Here is a 19,477-nt window from a genome sequence, read left to right as displayed (position 1 = left end):
GGTCCTCCGGAGCGACTCGCCCCGCTTGTCCGGGTCCGCACTATGAGGGGCAACATTATGAAGCGTCCGAATCACAGGGGTGCCGCGACGACGCATCCGCCCCACGACGACCCTCGCCAGCATTCGGGATACCCGCTGCCGTGGCGAACCGCCCGCTGGAACGAAATGCTCCGGCCAGTGAACGTGGAAAACATCGAAGCGGCCTATAAGCGCACGCCACCACCCAAGGAACACGGGGCGAACATCGAAGTCCTCGGTAGCTGCCATGTGGCGCGCGTATCGAGTCGTATCACCCGGAGCAGCAACGGAATGGAGAACGCGGATCCGCCGCGTCCTAGTACCGGCGATATGATGACCGATCTCGTCGGAGAGTCGATCAAGACGTTTACGCGCATGCGTGAGCGCCGCACGCACCTGCGATTGATCATCCGCGAGCCGCTGAAGCCCGCCCCCGTGGGGGAAGAGGGCGAGATCTGCGACCGCAAGCATGCGCGAGACTTTTCGAGATTTGTCGGTCACCAGATCGATCGGCACTGCGCCCTCAGTCACCGCCATTACGACTACGTGCAACCGGTCCGATGAGACCCATGTCGCCCTTGAATACAGCGCACGCAATCGGCGCTCCTGCTCGGCATGATCGATCTCTTCCGGCCAGTTGAGCAACTCCGCGTCCAGCTGAGCGGCAAGCCACTCCGCGCGTGCATTATCTCGGCGCACTTGGCACGCCACGATTACTCGCGCCTTCAGCTCCGAACCGGCGACCCGACGGATTCTGTCCAGCCACTCGTCGGAAGGTGCAGGCCGATCACCTCGGAGACTCAGGACTAGCACTCGCTCCCCTGCACCTTCGCTATGGCGCGTAGCGATCTCCTCCACGGACGCCCCCTCCGCGAGCGCCCAGTCGGGTGCAACGGTCCCCGCACCAACTGCGGCCCGCGAGGCTTCATCTCTCCACGACAGCACGTTGCTCATGCGCGCCACGAGACGGACGATCCCGGGTACCCGCGCGCTAGGCTCGCGGAGCCCGAAACCCGCATGAATCAGAGCACCTCCGCGCAACTTGACCAAGACAATAAACGGAAGCATGAGCGCCCGTGCGAGCAGGGAACGCCGATCGGGCAAGAGTTCCCCCGCGTTTAACACGAGCGTAGTCTTTTGCAGCAGCGCAGAGCGCATGAGAGCCACAAGCCAACGACGACGGTCTGTGTAAAGTGCATCTCCGGCACGAAGACCAAGGTTCGTCCAATCCTTTGCCCCCTTGCCCACGAGGACATGACACTCCTGGCGTTGCTGTGCAGCGCGTATGAGTGGGCGACGGAGGAGCGAGTCACCCAGGTTGTCCCGCTGGCTGGTTACGGATACGAAAACCATGGTCTCAATCTAGGCCACGAAAGCACCGCCTTCGCGCCACATCGTGGCGATCGGCAACTTGCCCTGGTGAGCGGCGAAACTCCCCGTTAACCTCGTGTTTCGACGGCGCGGGAAAATGGAGCGGTAGGTTACTGGGGGGTGTCGTTTAGGTTCACGCCACACGTAGGCCGTTGCGTCCGTCGCGCGGCAAGCGCGCGCCCGAAGTGAGAGCCCGGCCTCGCTCGCGATCAACTGCCGTTGCCCCGCTCGGAGCGACCTGGGAGCGGCCGTCCACATCCGCCGCCCGCGCGCGAGATCCGGACGCTGGGCATCGCCAGCGTTACGATCGTTCGTCGGCGGTCGCTATCTGCCTGTCACTGTGGGCAACATTCAATCGACGCGCCTGGCGCCTCGTAGACCCGGTGCTCCGCCGAAGCTCGATGATCGAACACGCAGCCACCGTCGCTACGACGAATGTACCTAGCGGGCGCGTCAGCTGGGACTCGGAGGCGCTGTTCACGAACAAAGCCAGAAGCACCAGTAGCATCCAAGCGTGCTCGGCCGAGCCCACCGCCAATCGAAGCGAGCGGATCACTGCTGCGCCGGCGGCGAGGATGCCAACGATCGCCCCGACCCATCCGAGTTGAAGCAACACTTCCAGGAACCCGTTGTGGGCGGACTTCGCAGTGTCGTGGCCGAACGCTAAGCGAACAGTTTCGCCCACGTCGCCATCCCAGACGCCACCCCACCCGTAGCCGCGGATCGGTTGTTGCGCGGAGAGCGCTGCCACCAGATCCCATATCTCGATGCGGCCGGTGAAGGTAGCGTCTCGACCGACAAGTGCCGTCAGTTCAGGGACCGCTCGCACCGTGGCGGGCACCACAATCCCGATGCTCACGACGGCAACGATAGGTATGAGGCCGAGGCGGCCCATCGGGCCGATCTTTCGGAACAGCCAGATCACCGCGCCACCAAGAACGAGGCTGAAGGCGATGACGATGGCCGAACTACTCAGGGTAGAAGCGATCGCCGCCAAGACAACGACAATGACGGCCCCGGTTTGGCTCCGAGTCTTCGTACTCTTCGCGGCCGCGAACTGTGCGATGCAGAGGGCCAGGCAAACGACGGCGACGGAGGCGAGGAAGTTGCGGTGTGCATAGATGCCGGTGAATGCGCCCGCGAACTCGGCGGATCGCCCATACCGGGGAGACAGAACACCGAGTACGAGGCTCGCGCCGACTGCGGCCACGCTACCGAGCAGCAACCCCCTAGCGACGACCTGTGAACCGAACGTGGTCACAGCGAACCCGATGACGATAGAGGCGATCAGTGGTATGAGCTCGTTGGCGGTCCCAGCGCGGTCGAACGTCCATAGAGCGCTCAACGCCGCCCATGCGACAAAGGCGATGACCGCGCCGCTGACTCGCATTCGCCACCGCGTCACGAACAGCACGACGACTGCGTAAACGCTCATCGCGATGCTGAAGGCCCCCGGATTGTCCCGGAAGACGACTGGAGCAGACGTCAGGATCAGCGCGCCTGCGACCAGCGCCATGCGGAACCGGGAAGACCCCGCGGTTGTGCTCGGCCCGGCCGGGGTTGAGCGAGTGTGCACGGGGCCATGCTAATCGAGAGTCGTTGGTTGTAGCGTTCGGTCGCGATACGGACGAGCAACGTCTAGCTGACGAGGATGTACGAGATGCGTGATGCGTGATGCCCCAGTCGACGGAGGTACGGGGCGCGACCCTCTCGTGGCGTCGGAAGGACATCGACAGCATCTGCGAGTGAAGCCCTTGCGCTAGGGCGTGTCTCCCATATGCATCGTGAGGTTCGCGGCAGTCTGGTGGGGTGAGGTCGACGGGTTCTCGATATCGGGTGTTCACGGATGCGCAGTGGAAGCGGATCGCTCCGCTGTTGCCGTCCAATGCCGGGCGGCGTGGTCACCCGTTCGGTGACGACCGGCGGGTTGTGGAGGGCATCGCGTACCGGTTCCGCACCGGGATCCCGTGGCGTGACTTGCCCCGCGAGCAGTTCGGCCCGTGGCAGACGGTGTGGAAGCGGCATCGCCGTTACGCCGGTGACGGGACGTGGGATCGGGTGCTGGCGCAGATGCTCGCCGAGGCCGACGCGGCCGGGAAGATCGACTGGGCGGTGTCGATCGATGCGACGATCGCGCGTGCGCATCAGCATGCGACGAACACCACCCGCCCCGAGCAGGACACAGGGGGCAGGATCGAATCACAAGAATCTGCCCTGGCACGAGATTGAACCGCCCGGTCACGGTATCGGCCGCTCCCGCGGCGGTCTGACCACGAAGATCCACCAGGCCGTCGATGGGCACGGCCGCCCGCTCGCGATGATCGTGACCGGCGGGCAGCGCAACGACGGAGCGATGCTCATCCACGTGCTCGGCGAGATCCAGGTTCCCCGGCTTGGCCCGGGTCGCCCACGAACCCGACCCGACGCCGTGATCGCCGACCGTGCCTACGCGACCGGAGTCATCCGCAGCGAGCTGCGCCGCCGCAAGGTCAAGGCCGTCATTCCCGACAAGCGCGACCAGATCATCGCACGAAAACGGCGCGGGAGTCGCGGCGGTCGCCCGCCCGGGTTCGACGCCACCGCCTACCGCGGTCGCAACGTGATCGAGCGATTCTTCGCACTCGCGAAGCAGTGGCGCGGCATCGCGACCCGCTTCGACAAACTCGCCATCACGTACCGCGCCGGCGTCACCCTCTGCGCCATCCTCACCTGGGTCCGACTATTGGGAGACACGACCTAGTCCGACAGGAGCTTCTAGCGACTCGGCACTCGCCTCACCGCGCGCCACGCGGCCATCGAAACGGCACGTGCACCCGGCCTCCTTAAGAAGGAAACCTGCCGGTCACGTTGCTTTGGTAGTCATGAGGTCGAGCGGGAGCGGAGGTACGCATGCGTGATGGTGTCGCCATCTGCCGTCATGCGCAGGCACGGACGGCGGCGTGCCCTCGCCTCGGAGCGGCGCAGTGACCGTGCCGGTGCGGGAGGCTCGCTCGCAGCCCGCCACGTCGCCGCGCCGGTCGCGCTCGCGGCTCGGCCGGATCGCGCTCCTCGTCGTGGCGGCGCTGTTCCTAACCTGGCTCACCTGGGCGATCCGCATCGTGATCTTCCCCGCGCACGACCCCATCGAGTCCGCCGATGCCATCGTGGTGATCGGGCCCGTGGATGGCTGGCGCGAGGATCTCGCCTATGAGCTCGTCGGCGAAGGCGTCGCCGACACCGTGGCGTTCACGTCATCCCGCGCGGAGGAGCCCGACGACTACTGCTCACCCCGCTCGCCAGACGTGCACGTCGAGTGCTTCGTCCCCGATCCGTACACCACGCAGGGTGAAGCGACGTGGGTGCGCGACGCGGCGCGCGAGCGCGGGTGGGAGCGCGTGGTGGTGATCACGATGGACGCGCACATCGAGCGGGCGCGGTTCATCTTCCAGAACTGCGTCGACGGCGTCGAGGTGCTGTTCCCCGCCGAGCCCGAGCCCGACTACTCCTTCGGGCGCCTGGCGCACCAGTTCGCCTACCAGACGGGCGCGTGGGCGAAGGCCGTGTTCGTGACGCCCGGGTGTGCGGAGTGACGGGGTCCCAGCGGCGTCTCTGGTTCTTCCGAGGCACGTCCCCCGGCGCACCACGAACGGTGAATGCGCGGGCGCTATGTAGACTCCGCCGCCCCGGGGCCGAAGCGAGGCTCCGCGAGCAGAACGCTGGCAGCGCCGCTCCTAGTCGCCCCGTCAGGAGGCCGGGAGCAAGGGTGCTGTCCTCGGCCGCGGGCATCAGCTGTCTCGATGTCCGGAGCTGAAACTATGCTGTCTCCGTGGGCCGCTCCGTGGACGACATCGTCGCTAGAATGCGCCGCGCGCCCGCGAACGTGAGATACTCGGACTTGCACAAGGTGTGTGAGTCATACTTTGGGGCACCCCGTCAAACGGGAGGAAGCCACGCGGTTTTCAGAACGCCGTGGCGCGGAGACCCTCGGGTCAACATCCAGTCCGACAAGGGAATGGCGAAGCGTTTCCAGGTCTTGCAGGTGCTCGAGGCTATCGAGAAGATGGAGAACCTGAAGGAGGGATGATGCGCACCTACACTTCGCGCGACTATCGCGTGGAAACCGGCATCGATCGCGTCACGGGCGACGTCGTCGCCGTTGCCCGCGAGTTCCCCTCTCTGAGTTGGGTGGACGAGAGCCGCTCGGCGGCTGCCCAGGGACTCCGGGATCTCCTCGACGATGTCCTAGACGACATGTACTCTCTCGGCGAAGAGCCTCCGACGCCCTCGCACCTGCGGGTTGCGGTCCGGGAACTCAAGGAGCTGCAACTCACCTGAGCGACCGCTTCGGAAGCAGTGCTGCACGTCCTCGAAGTCACCCGCGCGCACTCGGCCTCCGCTTCGAACTGCGCCGCACCGCCTGAGCCTGGACTCGGTTTGCGTGCTAAATCACGTGCCGCGTCCGGCGCGGATAGCGCGCAATCTGCGATCATGAACGCATGGTCACCGCCGTCCCGCTCGACACTGACGCGATTTCGCGCGCGAGCGAGCGCTTCGGGGTGCGGCGACTTCGGGTGTTCGGGTCGGTGCTGACCGAGCACTTCGATCCTGCGACAAGCGATGTCGATTTCCTGGTCGAGTTCCTGCCCGACCGCCCGGATCGGCTCGATGACTACCTCGGCCTCAAAGAGGCCCTCGCCCAGATCGTGGGTCGCGATGTCGATCTTGTCGTGGCAGACGCGGTGCGGAACCCGTACTTCAGAGCGTCGGCATTCGGCCGCGCTCAGGACGTCTATGCGGCCTGAACGAGCTTCTCGCCGAAGCAAGTCCCCCGACGCCATTCGGAGCGCACGGGGAGGCACCGACGTGAACGAGACGCACGAGCCGTTCGACGCGGCGGATTACCTCGAGAACGTCGATGACACAGCCGGCTATCTGCAGATCGCAGCTGCCGACTCCGCCGACGATCCCAGTGCCGTCCCACGCGCGCTTGGCGTGATCGCCCGCTCGCAGAACATAAGCGAACTTGCCCGCCGCACCGGCATGAGCCGAGACGGCCTCTACAAGGCACTGTCCGAGGGCGGCAACCCCACCTGGGCGACCATCCTCAAGGTCACCGGCGCCCTCGGCCTCCGCTTCAAACTGCGCCGCGCCGCCTGAGTAGGGGCTCGATTAGCGTGCTAATGACGCGCCGCATCGGCGTTCACGGGCGGCTCCTGCTCTGAGTTGGCAGGCGCATCAGCAGGTCGATTAGCCCGCAAATCGGCGCTCGATGCGTTGTAGGCGCTCGCCGTGGCGGATGGGTGCCGGTCTCCACCCTGGCTCGAGGCTTCATCGCCGATGCGCTGGAGCGCTTGGAGCGCGACCACGCCACCTTCCGTCAGTCCGTGAGTGGCAGGTGACGGATGCCACGCACCAGATCCTCGGCAACGGCATGGGTGCTCGGGTCAGTCTGTGCGACGAGAGCACCGGCCGCCTCGAATGCGTCGGCAAGGCGAGCGCGCATGTCGGCGACGATCTCGGCGCCCTGCGCTTCCGAAAGTCCGAATCGTCGCGCCTCCGCAGCGATAGCCGCGCCTGTCAGCTGCTGCACTCGATACTCGCCGCCGATGCTCATGGCGAGGTCGATGGGACTCTCGAGGTCCCAGTACGCCGCGAAGCTGGCGAGGTCGTAGAGCGGCGCGAGACGCACGCGCTCTCCGTCGAGGATGAGCGAGTAGTTCTTCGCATGGGCGTCGGTACAGGCGGCAAGCGTGTTGAACACGAGCCCCCGATAGAACGCTTCGCCGACCGCCCGCCTGTCATCTGCAAGGGGAAGCGCCCCCAGGAGAGCCGCGATCGCCGCGGTGCCCGGGCCGCCGTCCCGGCGCTGATACTTCTTCGCCGGCGAGACGCCGAGGGACTGACACAGATCCTCCTGGTGGATGCGTCGCCACACCTCGCCGTCCCGGAGGCGGTCGTATCGGGTCGAGATGAGCACCTGCCACCGACCGATCCGCTCGATCCCCGCCTCCGCCACGTTCAAACCGAGCTCACGCGCGGCCTGCATCGTCATCCATTCCACGACGTCGATGCGGCGCATCGATCCGGTCACCGACTTCAGGATGTGCGTGGTCGGATGCGCTCCACCGGCGACCGCCCACTGCCCGTCCTCACGGCGATGAAGAGCGATCTTCGGCTGCGCGCCCGCGACGCTGAACCGTCCCGCCCGCTGATCGACGGGTGTTCCGTCGGCGTACTCGGTCACGGCATGGCTGAGCATCTCCTCGACCTCACCAGTGCTCAACGCCGCGGGAGCCCGCAGGGCGTCGCGGACCCCATCGACCGGATCCATGCCGACCGGCAGGACCTGCAGGGCACCGGCGACATCCGCTCCGACATGCGCGAGCAGCGCGAACGGATTCCGCTCAGACACCTCGAAGCGCCGCGCGATCGAACGCAGCGCCTCTTCGCTGTCCGGAAGGAGACCTTGGAAGAACGGCAGCACCGTTCGTTTGCGATGCTGCCGCGCAGACAACGGCATCGAGAGCGACAGGGGCGTCGCCTGTGGGCGACGGTACTCGTCGTCATAGGTGAAGCGGAGATCACCCGACCCGCTCTGGCTGAGCACCCCGACAAGACGACCGTCGAGATACACGTGCAGTCGCTGCTCGCTCACGACCGCACCTCGCCCGTCGCACGATCACGCAGCGCGACTTCGAACCCGAGCGCTTGGAACACATCGAAGAGCTTCGACGCCTCGATCGTGGGCTTGCCTGCTTCGACGTCGATCACGAAGGTGCGGGAGACCTGAGCGCGTCGCGCCAGCTCGCTCTGCGTCCATCCCGCCTGCTCCCGGAGCTCGCGCACGACCGCCGCCGCTTCGCGCATCGTGTACACAGGCCCTCCTGTCGCCGTACGGCAACCTTCGCGATTGTCGCCGTACTACGACTTTATCAAATGTCGCCGTACTACGACATCGCTGGGTCCTACTTTGGGGCACCCCGTCAAAAGGCAGGAAGCCACGCGGTTTTCAGAACGCCGTGGCGCGGAGACCCTCGGGGCAGGCGGGCCCTGCAAGGCACTCTCCGAGGGCGGCGACCCGACCTGGGCGACCATCCTCAAGGTCACCGGCGCCCTCGGCCTCCGCTTCGAACTGCGCCACACTGCCTGAGTAGGGGTCGATTAGCGTGCTAATGACGCGCCGGATAGTTCGTCAGCGATCCGTTCCGCGGACCCCTGCAGCAATCCAGATCCTAATATTGCGACCAACATCCTAACGAACTGACGTAGAATACTAATCGCGCATCGAGTGAGGAGGTGGGGATGAACGACGCCGCTCAGGTCGTCGCCGCTCTGCGGAAGTTCGGAGCGGAGGCGACATCTATCGAGGCCAAACGCGCCGAGACCGCCCTGCCCAGATCCGTGCTGGAAACCCTCTCGTCGTTCTCGAACACGCCCGGGGGCGGCACGATCATCCTCGGTGTCGAAGAGGGCGGCAACTTCACCGCGGTCGGTGTGCGCGACCCGAAGAAGGTCATGGCCGATCTCGCGTCGTGGGCGCGCGCCGACATCGTTCCGCCCCTCACGCCCGAGATCGACTTCGCCGAGGTCGACGGGAAGACACTCGTCATCGCGGACATCCCGGAACTTCCGCGGAATCAAAAGCCGAGCTATGTCAAGGCCAAAGGCCTGGATCGCGGCTCCTACATCCGGGTAGGGGACGGGGACCGCCGCCTCACCTCCGAGGAAGTGCATCAGCTCGTCGCCGATCGAGGCCAACCGGTCTTCGATCACGAGCCGGTCCTCGACGCCACGCCCGACGATCTCGACCCCGCCGAGGTCGCGAGGTACACAGGCCGGCTGCGCGCGGGAACGAACGCGCGCATCTTCGCGAATGAGCCCGATGCCGTCATCCTCCGCATGACGAAGGTGATCGCTCGCGGCTCCGACGGGGAGGACCATCCGACTCTCGCCGGGCTTCTCTCACTGGGGCGCTACCCGCAGCAGTTCTTTCCCCAGCTCAATGTCACCTTCGTCTACTACCCGACGACAGGGGGAGTGCGCGACGCCGCCGGTGTCAGGTTCCTCGACAACGCCAGCATTGACGGGCCGATCCCCGTCATGGTCGAGCAAGCCCTCGCCATCGTGCATCGGAACATGAAGAAGCGCGCGCTCATCGTCGGCGCCGGTCGACGCGACATCTGGGAGTACCCGACCGAGGCACTCCGCGAAGCGATCGTCAACGCGCTCGTCCACCGCGATCTGAGCCCCGGATCACGCGGCACACAGGTGCAGATCGAGATGTACCCCGATCGCCTGCGCATCATGAACCCTGGAGGGCTCTTCGGAGCGGTGGATGTCGAGCACCTCGGGGACGAAGGCACGTCCTCCGCACGCAATGGCTCGCTCCTCAAGATGCTCGAGGATGTGCTGATCCCCGGTGAGGGGAGAACGGTCTGCGAGAACAGGGGATCGGGAATCCGGACCATGCTCGCAACGCTTCGCGAGGCTGGAATGAGCCCGCCTCGGTTCAAGGACAGCACGACCTCATTCGAGGTGACGTTCCCCAACCACACTCTGCTCGATGAGGGCACCGTCACATGGCTCCAGTCGCTCGGAAAGGAGGGCCTCACCGACTCACAGTGCATCGGGCTCGCTCTCATGCGGCACGGCGAGAGTATGACGAACGCCCGCTACCGCGCGGCGACCGGCATCGCGGACAGCAACCGTGCCACCAAAGAGCTGCAGGATCTCGTCGCCCGTGAATTGATCGATCAGACGGGGCTCAAGCGCGGTGCCAGCTACACGCTCTCGGCCTACGCAACAAACGTGAGCGAGGGCGGCAAGGCATCGCGGCCGAACCGGCGCCGACAGGTCCTCGGCTTGTTGGAGGTCCACGGCGAGTTGTCCAAGAGCGAGGTCAGCAATCTGCTCGGCCTGACCACGAAGACCGCTGAGCACTGGCTGCGGACGCTCAGGATCGAGGGGCTCGTCGAACCGACGACCCCCGGCCGCGGACACCGAGACAACCGCTACCGCCTCACCTCCGTTGCGTTGCAGCGCTCGCTCTTCGAGGACGACGAGCCCACCTCCTAACTCACCTCCTAACTTAGGAAGTCGGCGCGCTCGGCGTGATCGCGCGGTCGCAGAACGTGAGCGAACTCGCCCGCCGCATCGGCGTGAGCCGAGACGGCCTCTACAAGGCACTGTCCGAGGGCGGCAACCACAGCTGCCACTTGTCGCTCGACGGACTCGCTCGACGCGATGACGACCTCGGTCTCGAAAACGCTCCCGCGCGCCGACGCGCCCGGGCGGCGTGAAACGCGGCGCCCGGGCGGCGTTGCCTAGGATGGCGGCGATGAGCAGTGGCGGAAGCGGGCGGCGCAGGGGCGCGACGGGGCGAGTCTTGGCGGGGCGGATCGCCCTCGGGGTCGTCACGGCGCTCGCCCTCGGCTTCGCGGTCGTGGTCGCCTGGGCCGGCGCGAATGCCGCGCGGGCGCTGCCGCACATCGAGCGGGCCCAGCAGCTGGCCGGCGGGCTCGACATGTCGGCGGTGCTCAGCGGCGATGCGGCGCAGCTGGGCGAGCTGCAGAGCGAGCTGGCCGCGGCGCGCGACGCGACCGGCGGCCCCGTGTGGTCGCTCGCCGAGGGGATCCCGTGGGTCGGCCCGCAGTTCGCGGCCGCCCGCACCCTGACCGAGACCCTCGACGACCTCGTCGACGGCGGGCTCACCGCCGCGGCCGAGGCCGGCGACGGGCTCGACGCCCTGCTGCCGCGCGAGGGCCGCATCGACGTGGCCGCGCTCGGCACCCTGGGCGGGCAGATCGACGCGGCGCACGCGTCGGTCACCGGCGCCCGCGACCGCATCGCGACCATCGATCGCGGCGCCCTCGTGGGCCCGCTGCGCGACGGCACCGCGCAGGTCGACGCGCTGCTCGCCGAGATCGAGCCCGCGCTCGACGGCGCCTCGCGGGCCGCACACCTGCTGCCGGGCTTCCTCGGGGCCGACGGCCCGCGCGAGCACCTGCTGCTCGTGCAGAACAACGCCGAGTGGCGATCGCTCGGCGGCATCGTCGGATCGGTCATCGAGATCACCGCGACGGACGGGCGGATCGAGTTCACCGATCAGGTGGCCGCCTCGAGCTTCGGCCGGCGCGACGCACCCGTGACCCCGCTCGAGTTCGAGACCCAGCTGATCTTCGGCGACCGGCCCGCCCGCTACATGCAGAACCCCACGATGATCCCCGACTTCGCCGAGGCCGCGCACGTGGCGAGCGAGTTCTGGCGGGCGGATCGCGGGGGCGCCCCCACCGGGGTGATCGCGATCGATCCCGTCGCCCTGTCGTACCTGCTGGAGGCCACGGGCCCCGTGCAGCTGCCGACCGGCGACGTGCTGGCGAGCGACAACGCCGTGCAGCTGTTGCTGAACGAGGTGTATCTGCGCTACACCGACCCGGCAGAGCAGGACGCGTTCTTCGGTGTCGCCGCCGACGCCGTGTTCGACGCGCTGCTCAGCGGCAGCGCCGATCCGGCCGCCGCCCTGAACGCCGTCAGCCGCGCCATCGACGAGCGCCGGCTGCTCGTCTGGAGCAGCCTCGAGCAGGAGCGCGCGCTGCTCGAGGGCACGCCCGTGGCGGGCGAGATGCCCGCCAGCGACGCCCGCACCACGGCCTTCGGCGTGTATCTGAACGACGGCGTCGGGGCCAAGCTCGACTACTACATGGCCGCCGGATCGGGCGCCGCCTGGTGCGGAGACGGCACGGCGGTGCTGAGCGTGGCCCTGCGCAACGACGCCCCCGCCGACATCGCCAGCTACCCCGCGTACCTGCTCGGCACCTCGGGCGATCAGACCGAGAGCGGCGCGATCCGCGGCATCACGCGCACCCTCACCCACATCTACCTGCCCGAGGGCGCCGAGCTGATCGGCGGCGCCGAGGACGCGAACCTCCTCGGCCAGCACGCGGGGCACCTGGTGTACGAGTGGACGACCGACCTCGCGCCCGGCGAGTCGGCCACGCTCGACGCGCGGGTGCGGGTGACGACGGGCGACCGGCTCGACGTGGTCTCGACGCCCGTCATCCACGGTCTCGACGTCACCGCGGGCTGCTGACGCCCCCGAAAAGCAAGGTGGACATCCGGTTACGTCCGGGTGACCGGCTCGTCTGCGTAGATGACCGCCGTGTTACGAAACGCCGTGAAATAGTGAAATACACGGTCGGATGACCCTCCCAGCTTGCGCTCAGTGGACGCATAGCGATAGCTTCGGCCTTGTCGCGCATTCGGGGGAGGCGCCCGGGGCGTTCGTACCACCCGGTAGCTCTGCACGGAGATGCCGCACTAATGACGTTCGACACAGAGTTTTGAGGTAGCTCCCATGAAGAAGAACATCGCCAAGGCGCTCACCGTCGCCGGCCTGGCCGGCGCTCTCGCACTGACGCCCACCGCGGCGCTCGCGTACGCCCCGACCCCCACCGCTGACAACGTCACGGTCACGGTCGGCACGCCCATCACGATCGTCTTCAACCCGGTCTTCATCGCGGGCGAGACGGTCAACGTCACCCTCACCGGCATCAACGGCTCGTCGCAGTCGCTCGCTTCGACCGGCGCGGTCTCGAGCACCTCGACCAGCACCACCGCCGACGCGAGCGGCGCTGCGGACGTCACCGTCACGCTCAACGACTCGGCCTCGGGCTCGTACGAGGTCGAGGCAGTGGGCGCGACCAGCGGCGAGACCGACACCGTCACCGTCACCGTGGCGTCGACCGCCGGCGGCGGCTCGGACGACGCCCTGAACCCCACGGGCATGGACTCCGCGGCGCTCGGCCTCTGGGTCGGCGGCGGCGCCCTGCTGCTCGGCGGCGGCGCGGTTCTCGTCTCGCGCTCGGTGCGCAAGCAGAAGACCCAGGCCTGACGCCTCACCGTCACGGCTTCCGCGCTCTGCGGCCGACCCCTCGCGGGTCGGTCGCAGAGCGTTCTTTTCGCCGGGACCCGAAACCGGCACATCCGACCCCTCCCCCGAGATGCCTGCTGACGACGATGCCCTGAACGTCGCGCGCCCCACGCGCCGGCCCGATCCGGCGACCCTGGACGGGCTCATCTCCCACCAGGACGGCATCGACGCCCTCGAGCAGCTGCTGCACGGCGAAGCGGCTCGGCCTGCGCATCCCGGTGGCCCGGATTCGGCCGCGAGTGCGCCGGGCGCGCCTGCGCCGGGCGCGACAGCCGCTGCGCCGGCGCCGTTGCCCGCTGCGCTCCCCGACGCCCCGGTGACGGCCGTCGTTCCCGACGCCGCCGCCACGGCCGTGCTGCCCACCGGAATGGCCTCGAGCGCCGCGACCACCGCCGCCGCACTCCCCGCCGCCGGCGCAGTGATGCGCCCGCCCGACGCGCCCCTGCCCGCCCCGCCGGGCGAGCGGCCGCCGTTCCTCCGCGGCCGCAACCTCTGGATCGCGGGCGCCGTCGCGGCAGCCCTCGTGCTCGGCATCACCGCGGCGGGAGTCGCCCTGCTCGCGGGCGGCTCGGCGGAGGCGCCGCCCGCCGTCGCGGACGAGGGCGATCCCGCGAGCCTCGACGTGACCGCGGCGGTGGCGGATGTCGAGGCGCGGACGGTCGAGCTGAGCCTGACGGGCCGCCCGGGATACACCGTGCTCGTGCGCGACCCGAGCTTCCCGGTCGGCGGCGACGAGACCCGCCCCGATCCGCTCGCGCGTGTCTGGCTGAGCATCGAGGGCGAGGGGGAGGCCACGCTCACCCTGAGCGCGAACCAGATCGCGCGCGACGCCACCATCACGTTCACGTACGACGGCGACGACGAGCCCGCCGTCAGCGCCACCCTCTCGAGCCTCGGCGTGCTCGACGACCTCGCTCCCACGCCCACGCCGACCCCCGAGCCCACGCCCACCCCGACGCCCACCGACACGCCCACGCCCGAGCCGCAGCCGTTCCAGCCCGCGCCCGCACCGCCGCAGCCGCAGCCGGCCCCCGCGCCGGTTCCCGAGCCCGAGCCGGTTCCCGAGCCCGAGCCCGAGCCGCAACCCGAGCAGCCGGTGGCGCCCACCGAGCCGTTGCCCTCGACGGACCCGAGCGTGCCGGCAGACCCGGGGACCGATCCGGGTTCGGGCACCGGCGGCACCGGCGACGGGTCGCCGAGCACCTGACGTCGGTCAGAGCGCCTCGCCGTGCCCGCGGCGGTACTCGGCGGTGACGAGGATCGGCAGGTGGTCGCTCGATCCCTGCGGCAGCGTCACGACGCCCTCGATGGACAGGCCGCGCGAGGTGACGAAGTCGTAGTGCCCGCGGAAGAAGCGGTAGCGCATGTAGGTGCGCGAGTCGCTGAGGGTGAGGTCGTAGCCGCGCCGGCGCATCCGCTCGCCCAGGTTCTCCTTGAACACGGGGTAGTTGTAGTCGCCCACCATGAGCGTGGGGGTGCCGGGGCCCAGCCGCTCCAGCGCCTCGAGCGCCGAGCCGATCTGTGAGCGGCGCAGGGAGTTCAGCGCCGTGAGCGGCGCGGCGTGGAACGACGCGACCGTCACCTCGCGGCCGGCGTCGATGTCATGCAGCTGCACGCCGAGCACCCGCTCGTGCGCGGGGCGCAGCACCATGTCGTGCAGCGACTTCTTGAGCCCCAGCGACGCCGTGTCCTTCAGCCGGAACGCGTTCTCGCGGTAGTACACCGCGAGGCCCAGCCGGTTGCGGTCGGTGGCGGCGGCCAGGCGCATCTCGTCCACGCGCTCGGGCAGCGCCGCGACGTCGGCCTCCTGCAGGCACAGCACATCGGGCTCGTGCCGCTCCTCGAGCTCCTCGAGCTCCGTGGCCGCGCGATGCTTGCGCAGGTTGTATGACAGCACCTTCACGGCGTCCACGGTACGCGCCCCGCCTCAGCGCGAGGTACGGGTTGACCCCGATTCCGGTGAGACAGCAAATGCGCGCCGAGACAGTGGCGTCTGCACGCGGTCTCGGCGCCCAGATGCTGTTTCGCGGCTCACTCGCGGTCGCGGCGGTTGCGCGTGCGCGCGGCGCGCGCGGCGAGCTGGTCGTCGGCGGGGTAGCCCACCTCGGTGAGCGTGAGCCCGCGCGCCTCGAGCACCTTGAACGCGCTCGTGCGCTCCTGTGCGTCGCGCAGCACCTGCAGGTCGGCCGGGGCGAGCTTGCCCTCCCCCACCGCGACGCACGCGCCCACGAGCGCGCGCACCATGCTGTGGCAGAACGCGTCGGCCTTCACGTTCGCCACGAGCACGCCGCCCTCGTCGCGCCGCCAGTCGAACTCCAGCAGCGTGCGGATCGTCGTGGCCTCGGGCCGCGGCTTGCAGTACGCGGCGAAGTCGTGCAGCCCGATCAGCCCGCGCGCTGCCTCGTCCATGGCGGCCTCGTCGAGCGTCGCGCGCACGCGCGCGGTGCGGTGGCGCTGCAGCGGGTCGTATCCGGATCGCGTGTCGGCGACGCGGTACTCGTAGCGGCGCCACGACGCCGAGAAGCGCGCGTCGAACCCCTCGGGCGCCGTGGACGTGCGCAGCACCGCCGCATCGGCGTAGTGCCCCAGCACGCCGGCGAGGCGACGGGCGATGACGGCGGCCGGATCGGCGCCCGCCGGCGCGGGGTGTGCCCGGCGCCGCTGGGTCATGCGCGCCCACTGGTCCTCGGTGAGATCGGCGTGGGCCACCTGGCCGGTGGCGTGCACGCCGGCGTCGGTGCGGCCGGCCACCACGAGCAGCACGGGCGAGCCCGCGATGCGGGTCAGCGCCGCCTCGAGCGTGCCCTGCACCGTGCGCAGCTTCGGCTGCCGGGCCCAGCCCTTGAAGTTCGTGCCGTCGTACGCGATGTCGAGCCGGATCCGGCGGGCCGGGGCGTCCGGCTCCGGCTCGCCCTGGCCTCGGCTCGCTTCGCTCGCTCGGCCCGCCTCCGCTCCGGCGCTGCGCGCCTCCGGTCGACGAGCGGGCAACGGTTCACGAGGAGATCCCGGTTCCAGAGGACCGCCGGCGGCCGGATCGTCCTCGCCAACGGGGATCGCCGCGCTCACAGGCGCCCCAGGGCGGCGATCACGACGCGGGCGGATCGCTCGGCGGCGTCGTCGACGTGCGTCTCGAACTGCTCGGCCGTCGGCGCGCACAGGTCGCTCACGCCGCGGGCCACGGCGAAGCGCGCACCGTGGTTGTGCGCCACCTGCGCCACGGCCGCGGTCTCCATGTCGACCGACAGCAGCTCGGGGAAGTCGCGGCGCAGCGCGTGCGCCAGCTCGACCGTGACGAACTTCTCGCCGGCGCCCATCGCGCCGATCCGCACGCCGTCGCCACCGCCGAGAGCATCGAGAAGGACCGGATCGGCGGCGTAGCGGGCGGGCATGCCGGGGGTCTGCCCGAGCACGTACCCGAAGGCCCGCGCGTCGGCGTCGACGTTCACGGCCTCGGTGCCGACGATCACGTCGCCCACCGCCACGGCACTCGCCAGGCCGCCCGCCGTGCCGGCGCCGATGAGCGCGACGTCGGGCCCGTAGCGGTGGATCGCGCCCGCGGCGGCGTCGGCGGCGTTGACCATGCCGATGCCGGAGACGACGAGCACGACCGTGCGCCCGCCCAGCACGATGCCGCGATGCACGGCGCGCCCGATCCGGATCGGCTCGCTCGCCTCCGCCGCGGCCTCGAGGAACGGGGCCGCCTCCTCATCCATCGCCACCTGGATCACGTACGTCGTCACGCTTCGAGCCTATGCGCTCGCACCGGCCCGCCGAGTTGCGGCGACCCCACGGTTGCTGAACGAAGTGAGCGCCAGCGAACGAAGATGAAGCGACCACAGCAAGTCCACGACGGTTGCGCTGGTCGCTTCATCTCCGCGGCCTCCGGCGTTCCGCTCAGCAACCGATGGGTGCAACCGAACGGTGAAACCCCACGGTTGCTGAACGAAGTGAGCGCCAGCGGACGAAGATGAAGTGACCACAGCAAGTCCATGACGGTTGCGGTGGTCGCTTCATCTCCGCGGCCTCCGGCCGCTCCGTTCAGCAACCGATGGGGGCTTCAGACCCCGCGGAGACGCTGGATCAGCTCGTCGGCGGCGTCGAGCTGGCGGGCGAGCTTCTCGCGGCGCTCCTGCGCGTCGACCACGAAGGTATGCAGCGCCGCCCGCGCCGCGGGGTCATCCGGGTCGGCCGCGAGCGCGTCGCGCGCGGCGAGGACCTCACCCATCTGCTCGAGCGAGAAGCCGAGCGGCTTCATGCGGCGGATGAGCAGCAGGCGCTCGACGTCGGTCTCGGTGTAGAGGCGGAAGCCGCCGGCGGTGCGGTCGCTCGGGCTCGCGAGCCCGATCTCGTCGTAGTGCCGCAGCGTGCGCAGCGACAGCTCGGTGCGCTCGGCGACCTCGCCGATGTGCATCGTCTCCGCCATCCTCGCCCTCTCCCTTTTGATCCAACCCTCCCGTAACGGTAGAGTTGCCGCGGCGCGCTCGCGCCGATCCGGCGCCGTCGCCGCTCCCATCATCCCGCCCCGCCCCTGGAGGACGCATGTCCGCGCCCGCGCCCGACCGCTACCGCCCGCGCCCCTCGGTGCGCGAGGCCCTGCGCTCCCCCAAGCTGCTCACGCGCGAGGTGCTCGCCGGTCTCGTCGTCGCCCTCGCCCTCATCCCCGAGGCCATCGCGTTCTCGCTCGCCGCGGGTGTGGATCCGCAGGTGGGACTGTTCTCGTCGATCGTCATGGCGATCTCGATCGCGTTCCTCGGCGGCCGGCCGGCGATGATCACGGCCGCGACCGCCGCCGTCGCACTCGTGATCGCGCCGGTGAACGAGCAGTACGGCCTCGACTACCTCCTCGCCACGGTCATCCTGGGCGGCGTCATCCAGGTGCTGCTCGGCGTGCTCGGTGTCGCCCGGCTCATGCGCTTCATCCCCCGCAGCGTGATGGTCGGCTTCGTGAACGCGCTCGCGATCCTCATCTTCATCGCGCAGCTGCAGCACTTCGAGAACGCGCCGTGGCTGGTCTACCCCATCATCGCCGCGAGCCTGCTCATCCTGTGGCTGTTCCCCAAGCTCACGACCGCCGTGCCCGCACCGCTCGTCGTCGTGATCGTGATGTCGCTCGTCGTGCTGCTCGCCGACATCGAGGTGCCCACCGTGGCCGACATGGGCGAGCTGCCCTCGGGCCCGCCGCTGTTCTTCCTGCCCGACGTGCCGCTCACGCTCGAGACCCTGCAGATCATCGCGCCCTACGCGTTCGGCATGGCGGCGGTCGGCCTGCTCGAGTCGCTCATGACGGCCAAGCTCGTCGACGACGTGACCGACACCCACTCGAACAAGACGCGAGAGTCGTGGGGCCAGGGCGTCTCGAACGTGCTGTCGGGCTTCTTCGGAGGCATGGGCGGCTGCGCCATGATCGGCCAGACCATGATCAACGTGAAGGTCTCGGGCGCCCGCACGCGCATCTCCACCTTCGCCGCCGGCCTGTTCCTGCTCGTGCTCGTGTGGTTCCTCGGGCCGGTGATGGCCGTCATCCCGATCGCCGCGCTCGTCGCGATCATGATCATGGTCTCGGTGCTCACCTTCGACTGGCACTCGATCCGCCCCGCCACACTGCGGCGCATGCCCAAGAGCGAGACGATCGTGATGCTCTTCACCGTCATCCCGGTCGTCGTGACACACAACCTTGCCGTCGGCGTCGTCATCGGCGTCGTGACCGCCGCCGTGCTGTTCGTGCGGCGCGTGGCGCACTTCACGACGGTGACGCGGCGCGTCAGCGACGACGGATCGACGGCACGCTACGACGTGGACGGCGAGCTGTTCTTCGCCTCGTCGAACGACCTCACGACGCAGTTCGCCTACGCGGACGACCCGGATCTGGTGGTCATCGACATGTCGCGCTCGCACGTGTGGGACGCCTCGACCGTCGCGGCCCTCGACGCGATCGTGCACAAGTACGGCCAGCGCGGCACGACGGTGGAAATCGTGGGCATGAACGACGCCAGCGGCGACTTCCACGGCCGCCTGACCGGCAACCTCCCATAAGCGCGGGCGGCCGCTTGCGGTTTCGCTTCATCTCCGCGCCTGCGGCGCTCCGTTCAGCAACCGATGGGGCGCAGCCGAACGGTGAAACCTGCCGGTTGCTGAACGAAGTGAGCGCCAGCGAACGAAGATGAAGCGACCACCGCAAGT

Annotated in this window: 19 protein-coding genes; 12 read left to right on the top strand and 7 right to left on the bottom strand. The window is 68.9% G+C overall.

Annotation, left to right across the window (positions count from 1 at the left end; genetic code table 11):
• Window positions 1-57: 57 nt before the first annotated feature.
• Window positions 58-582 (top strand): hypothetical protein, encoded by a 525-nt coding sequence (locus ACODR5_RS09735; RefSeq protein ID WP_488983493.1) that lies wholly within the window; start codon window positions 58-60, stop codon window positions 580-582.
• A 1,108-nt stretch (window positions 583-1,690) separates the two neighbouring features.
• Here ACODR5_RS09735 and ACODR5_RS09730 read toward each other — a convergent pair.
• Window positions 1,691-2,905 (bottom strand): O-antigen ligase family protein, encoded by a 1,215-nt coding sequence (locus tag ACODR5_RS09730; RefSeq protein ID WP_488983492.1) that lies wholly within the window; start codon window positions 2,903-2,905, stop codon window positions 1,691-1,693.
• A gap of 293 nt (window positions 2,906-3,198) precedes the next feature.
• Here ACODR5_RS09730 and ACODR5_RS09725 point away from each other — a divergent pair.
• The 5 genes from ACODR5_RS09725 (at window position 3,199) to ACODR5_RS09705 (ending at window position 6,525) form a co-directional block, all read left to right on the top strand.
• A protein-coding gene (locus tag ACODR5_RS09725) for an IS5 family transposase (protein WP_135012748.1) occupies window positions 3,199-4,129 on the top strand; the annotation gives its coding sequence in 2 pieces (ribosomal slippage) (window positions 3,199-3,573 and window positions 3,575-4,129; 930 coding nt in all).
• 223 nt (window positions 4,130-4,352) lie between these two features.
• The gene (locus tag ACODR5_RS09720; RefSeq protein WP_488983491.1) at window positions 4,353-4,958 is read left to right on the top strand and encodes a YdcF family protein; all 606 of its coding nucleotides are present in this window, start codon (window positions 4,353-4,355) and stop codon (window positions 4,956-4,958) included.
• A 490-nt stretch (window positions 4,959-5,448) separates the two neighbouring features.
• Window positions 5,449-5,703 carry a hypothetical protein gene (locus ACODR5_RS09715; RefSeq protein ID WP_488983490.1) on the top strand — a complete coding sequence of 85 codons (255 nt, stop codon included), beginning with the start codon at window positions 5,449-5,451 and terminating at the stop codon, window positions 5,701-5,703.
• A 161-nt stretch (window positions 5,704-5,864) separates the two neighbouring features.
• Window positions 5,865-6,170 carry a nucleotidyltransferase family protein gene (locus ACODR5_RS09710; protein WP_488983489.1) on the top strand — a complete coding sequence of 102 codons (306 nt, stop codon included), beginning with the start codon at window positions 5,865-5,867 and terminating at the stop codon, window positions 6,168-6,170.
• A gap of 61 nt (window positions 6,171-6,231) precedes the next feature.
• Entirely contained in the window at window positions 6,232-6,525 is a 294-nt protein-coding gene (locus ACODR5_RS09705) for an addiction module antidote protein (RefSeq protein ID WP_488983488.1), read from the top strand.
• Window positions 6,526-6,745: 220 nt separating this feature from the next.
• Here ACODR5_RS09705 and ACODR5_RS09700 read toward each other — a convergent pair whose 3' ends face one another.
• Both ACODR5_RS09700 and ACODR5_RS09695 read right to left on the bottom strand, forming a co-directional pair.
• Window positions 6,746-8,023: a HipA domain-containing protein gene (locus ACODR5_RS09700; protein WP_488983487.1), complete on the bottom strand. Its 1,278-nt coding sequence runs from the start codon at window positions 8,021-8,023 to the stop codon at window positions 6,746-6,748.
• Window positions 8,020-8,235, bottom strand: a complete 216-nt coding sequence (locus tag ACODR5_RS09695; protein WP_488983508.1) for a helix-turn-helix domain-containing protein — start codon at window positions 8,233-8,235, stop codon at window positions 8,020-8,022. Before ACODR5_RS09695 ends, ACODR5_RS09700 begins: the two co-directional genes overlap by 4 nt.
• Window positions 8,236-8,670: 435 nt before the next feature.
• Here ACODR5_RS09695 and ACODR5_RS09690 point away from each other — a divergent pair, with 435 nt between their 5' ends.
• The 5 genes from ACODR5_RS09690 to ACODR5_RS09670 all read left to right on the top strand — a co-directional run bounded on the left by ACODR5_RS09690 (window position 8,671) and on the right by ACODR5_RS09670 (window position 14,504).
• Window positions 8,671-10,443 carry an ATP-binding protein gene (locus ACODR5_RS09690; RefSeq protein ID WP_488983486.1) on the top strand — a complete coding sequence of 591 codons (1,773 nt, stop codon included), beginning with the start codon at window positions 8,671-8,673 and terminating at the stop codon, window positions 10,441-10,443.
• A 35-nt stretch (window positions 10,444-10,478) separates the two neighbouring features.
• Window positions 10,479-10,667: a helix-turn-helix domain-containing transcriptional regulator gene (locus ACODR5_RS09685; protein ID WP_488983485.1), complete on the top strand. Its 189-nt coding sequence runs from the start codon at window positions 10,479-10,481 to the stop codon at window positions 10,665-10,667.
• A gap of 38 nt (window positions 10,668-10,705) precedes the next feature.
• Window positions 10,706-12,457, top strand: a complete 1,752-nt coding sequence (locus tag ACODR5_RS09680; RefSeq protein ID WP_488983484.1) for a DUF4012 domain-containing protein — start codon at window positions 10,706-10,708, stop codon at window positions 12,455-12,457.
• 264 nt (window positions 12,458-12,721) lie between these two features.
• A complete protein-coding gene (locus tag ACODR5_RS09675) occupies window positions 12,722-13,258 on the top strand; it encodes a hypothetical protein (protein ID WP_488983483.1) in 537 nt (178 codons plus the stop codon).
• Window positions 13,259-13,367: 109 nt separating this feature from the next.
• Window positions 13,368-14,504, top strand: a complete 1,137-nt coding sequence (locus ACODR5_RS09670) for a hypothetical protein (protein WP_488983482.1) — start codon at window positions 13,368-13,370, stop codon at window positions 14,502-14,504.
• Window positions 14,505-14,510: 6 nt separating this feature from the next.
• Here ACODR5_RS09670 and ACODR5_RS09665 read toward each other — a convergent pair whose 3' ends face one another.
• The 4 genes from ACODR5_RS09665 to ACODR5_RS09650 all read right to left on the bottom strand — a co-directional run bounded on the left by ACODR5_RS09665 (window position 14,511) and on the right by ACODR5_RS09650 (window position 17,720).
• Complete coding sequence (locus ACODR5_RS09665; protein ID WP_460816961.1) at window positions 14,511-15,200, bottom strand: endonuclease/exonuclease/phosphatase family protein; 690 nt, start codon at window positions 15,198-15,200, stop codon at window positions 14,511-14,513.
• Between the two features lie 128 nt (window positions 15,201-15,328).
• On the bottom strand, window positions 15,329-16,177 hold the full coding sequence (gene truA / locus ACODR5_RS09660) for a tRNA pseudouridine(38-40) synthase TruA (protein ID WP_488983507.1): 849 nt from the start codon (window positions 16,175-16,177) through the stop codon (window positions 15,329-15,331).
• A 182-nt stretch (window positions 16,178-16,359) separates the two neighbouring features.
• Window positions 16,360-17,037, bottom strand: coding sequence for a 5'-methylthioadenosine/S-adenosylhomocysteine nucleosidase (gene mtnN / locus ACODR5_RS09655; RefSeq protein WP_488983481.1), 678 nt, complete (start codon window positions 17,035-17,037; stop codon window positions 16,360-16,362).
• 317 nt (window positions 17,038-17,354) lie between these two features.
• Window positions 17,355-17,720 carry a MerR family transcriptional regulator gene (locus ACODR5_RS09650; RefSeq protein ID WP_488983480.1) on the bottom strand — a complete coding sequence of 122 codons (366 nt, stop codon included), beginning with the start codon at window positions 17,718-17,720 and terminating at the stop codon, window positions 17,355-17,357.
• A 116-nt stretch (window positions 17,721-17,836) separates the two neighbouring features.
• On the opposite strand from ACODR5_RS09650, the gene ACODR5_RS09645 reads away from it, so the two are divergent.
• The gene (locus tag ACODR5_RS09645; RefSeq protein ID WP_488983479.1) at window positions 17,837-19,330 is read left to right on the top strand and encodes a SulP family inorganic anion transporter; all 1,494 of its coding nucleotides are present in this window, start codon (window positions 17,837-17,839) and stop codon (window positions 19,328-19,330) included.
• Window positions 19,331-19,477 lie beyond the last annotated feature (147 nt).

The organism is Microbacterium sp. FG3, from assembly GCF_057809335.1.
The sequence above is the reverse complement of the archived record's forward strand: the minus strand, read 5'-3'. Positions and strand labels throughout refer to the sequence as shown.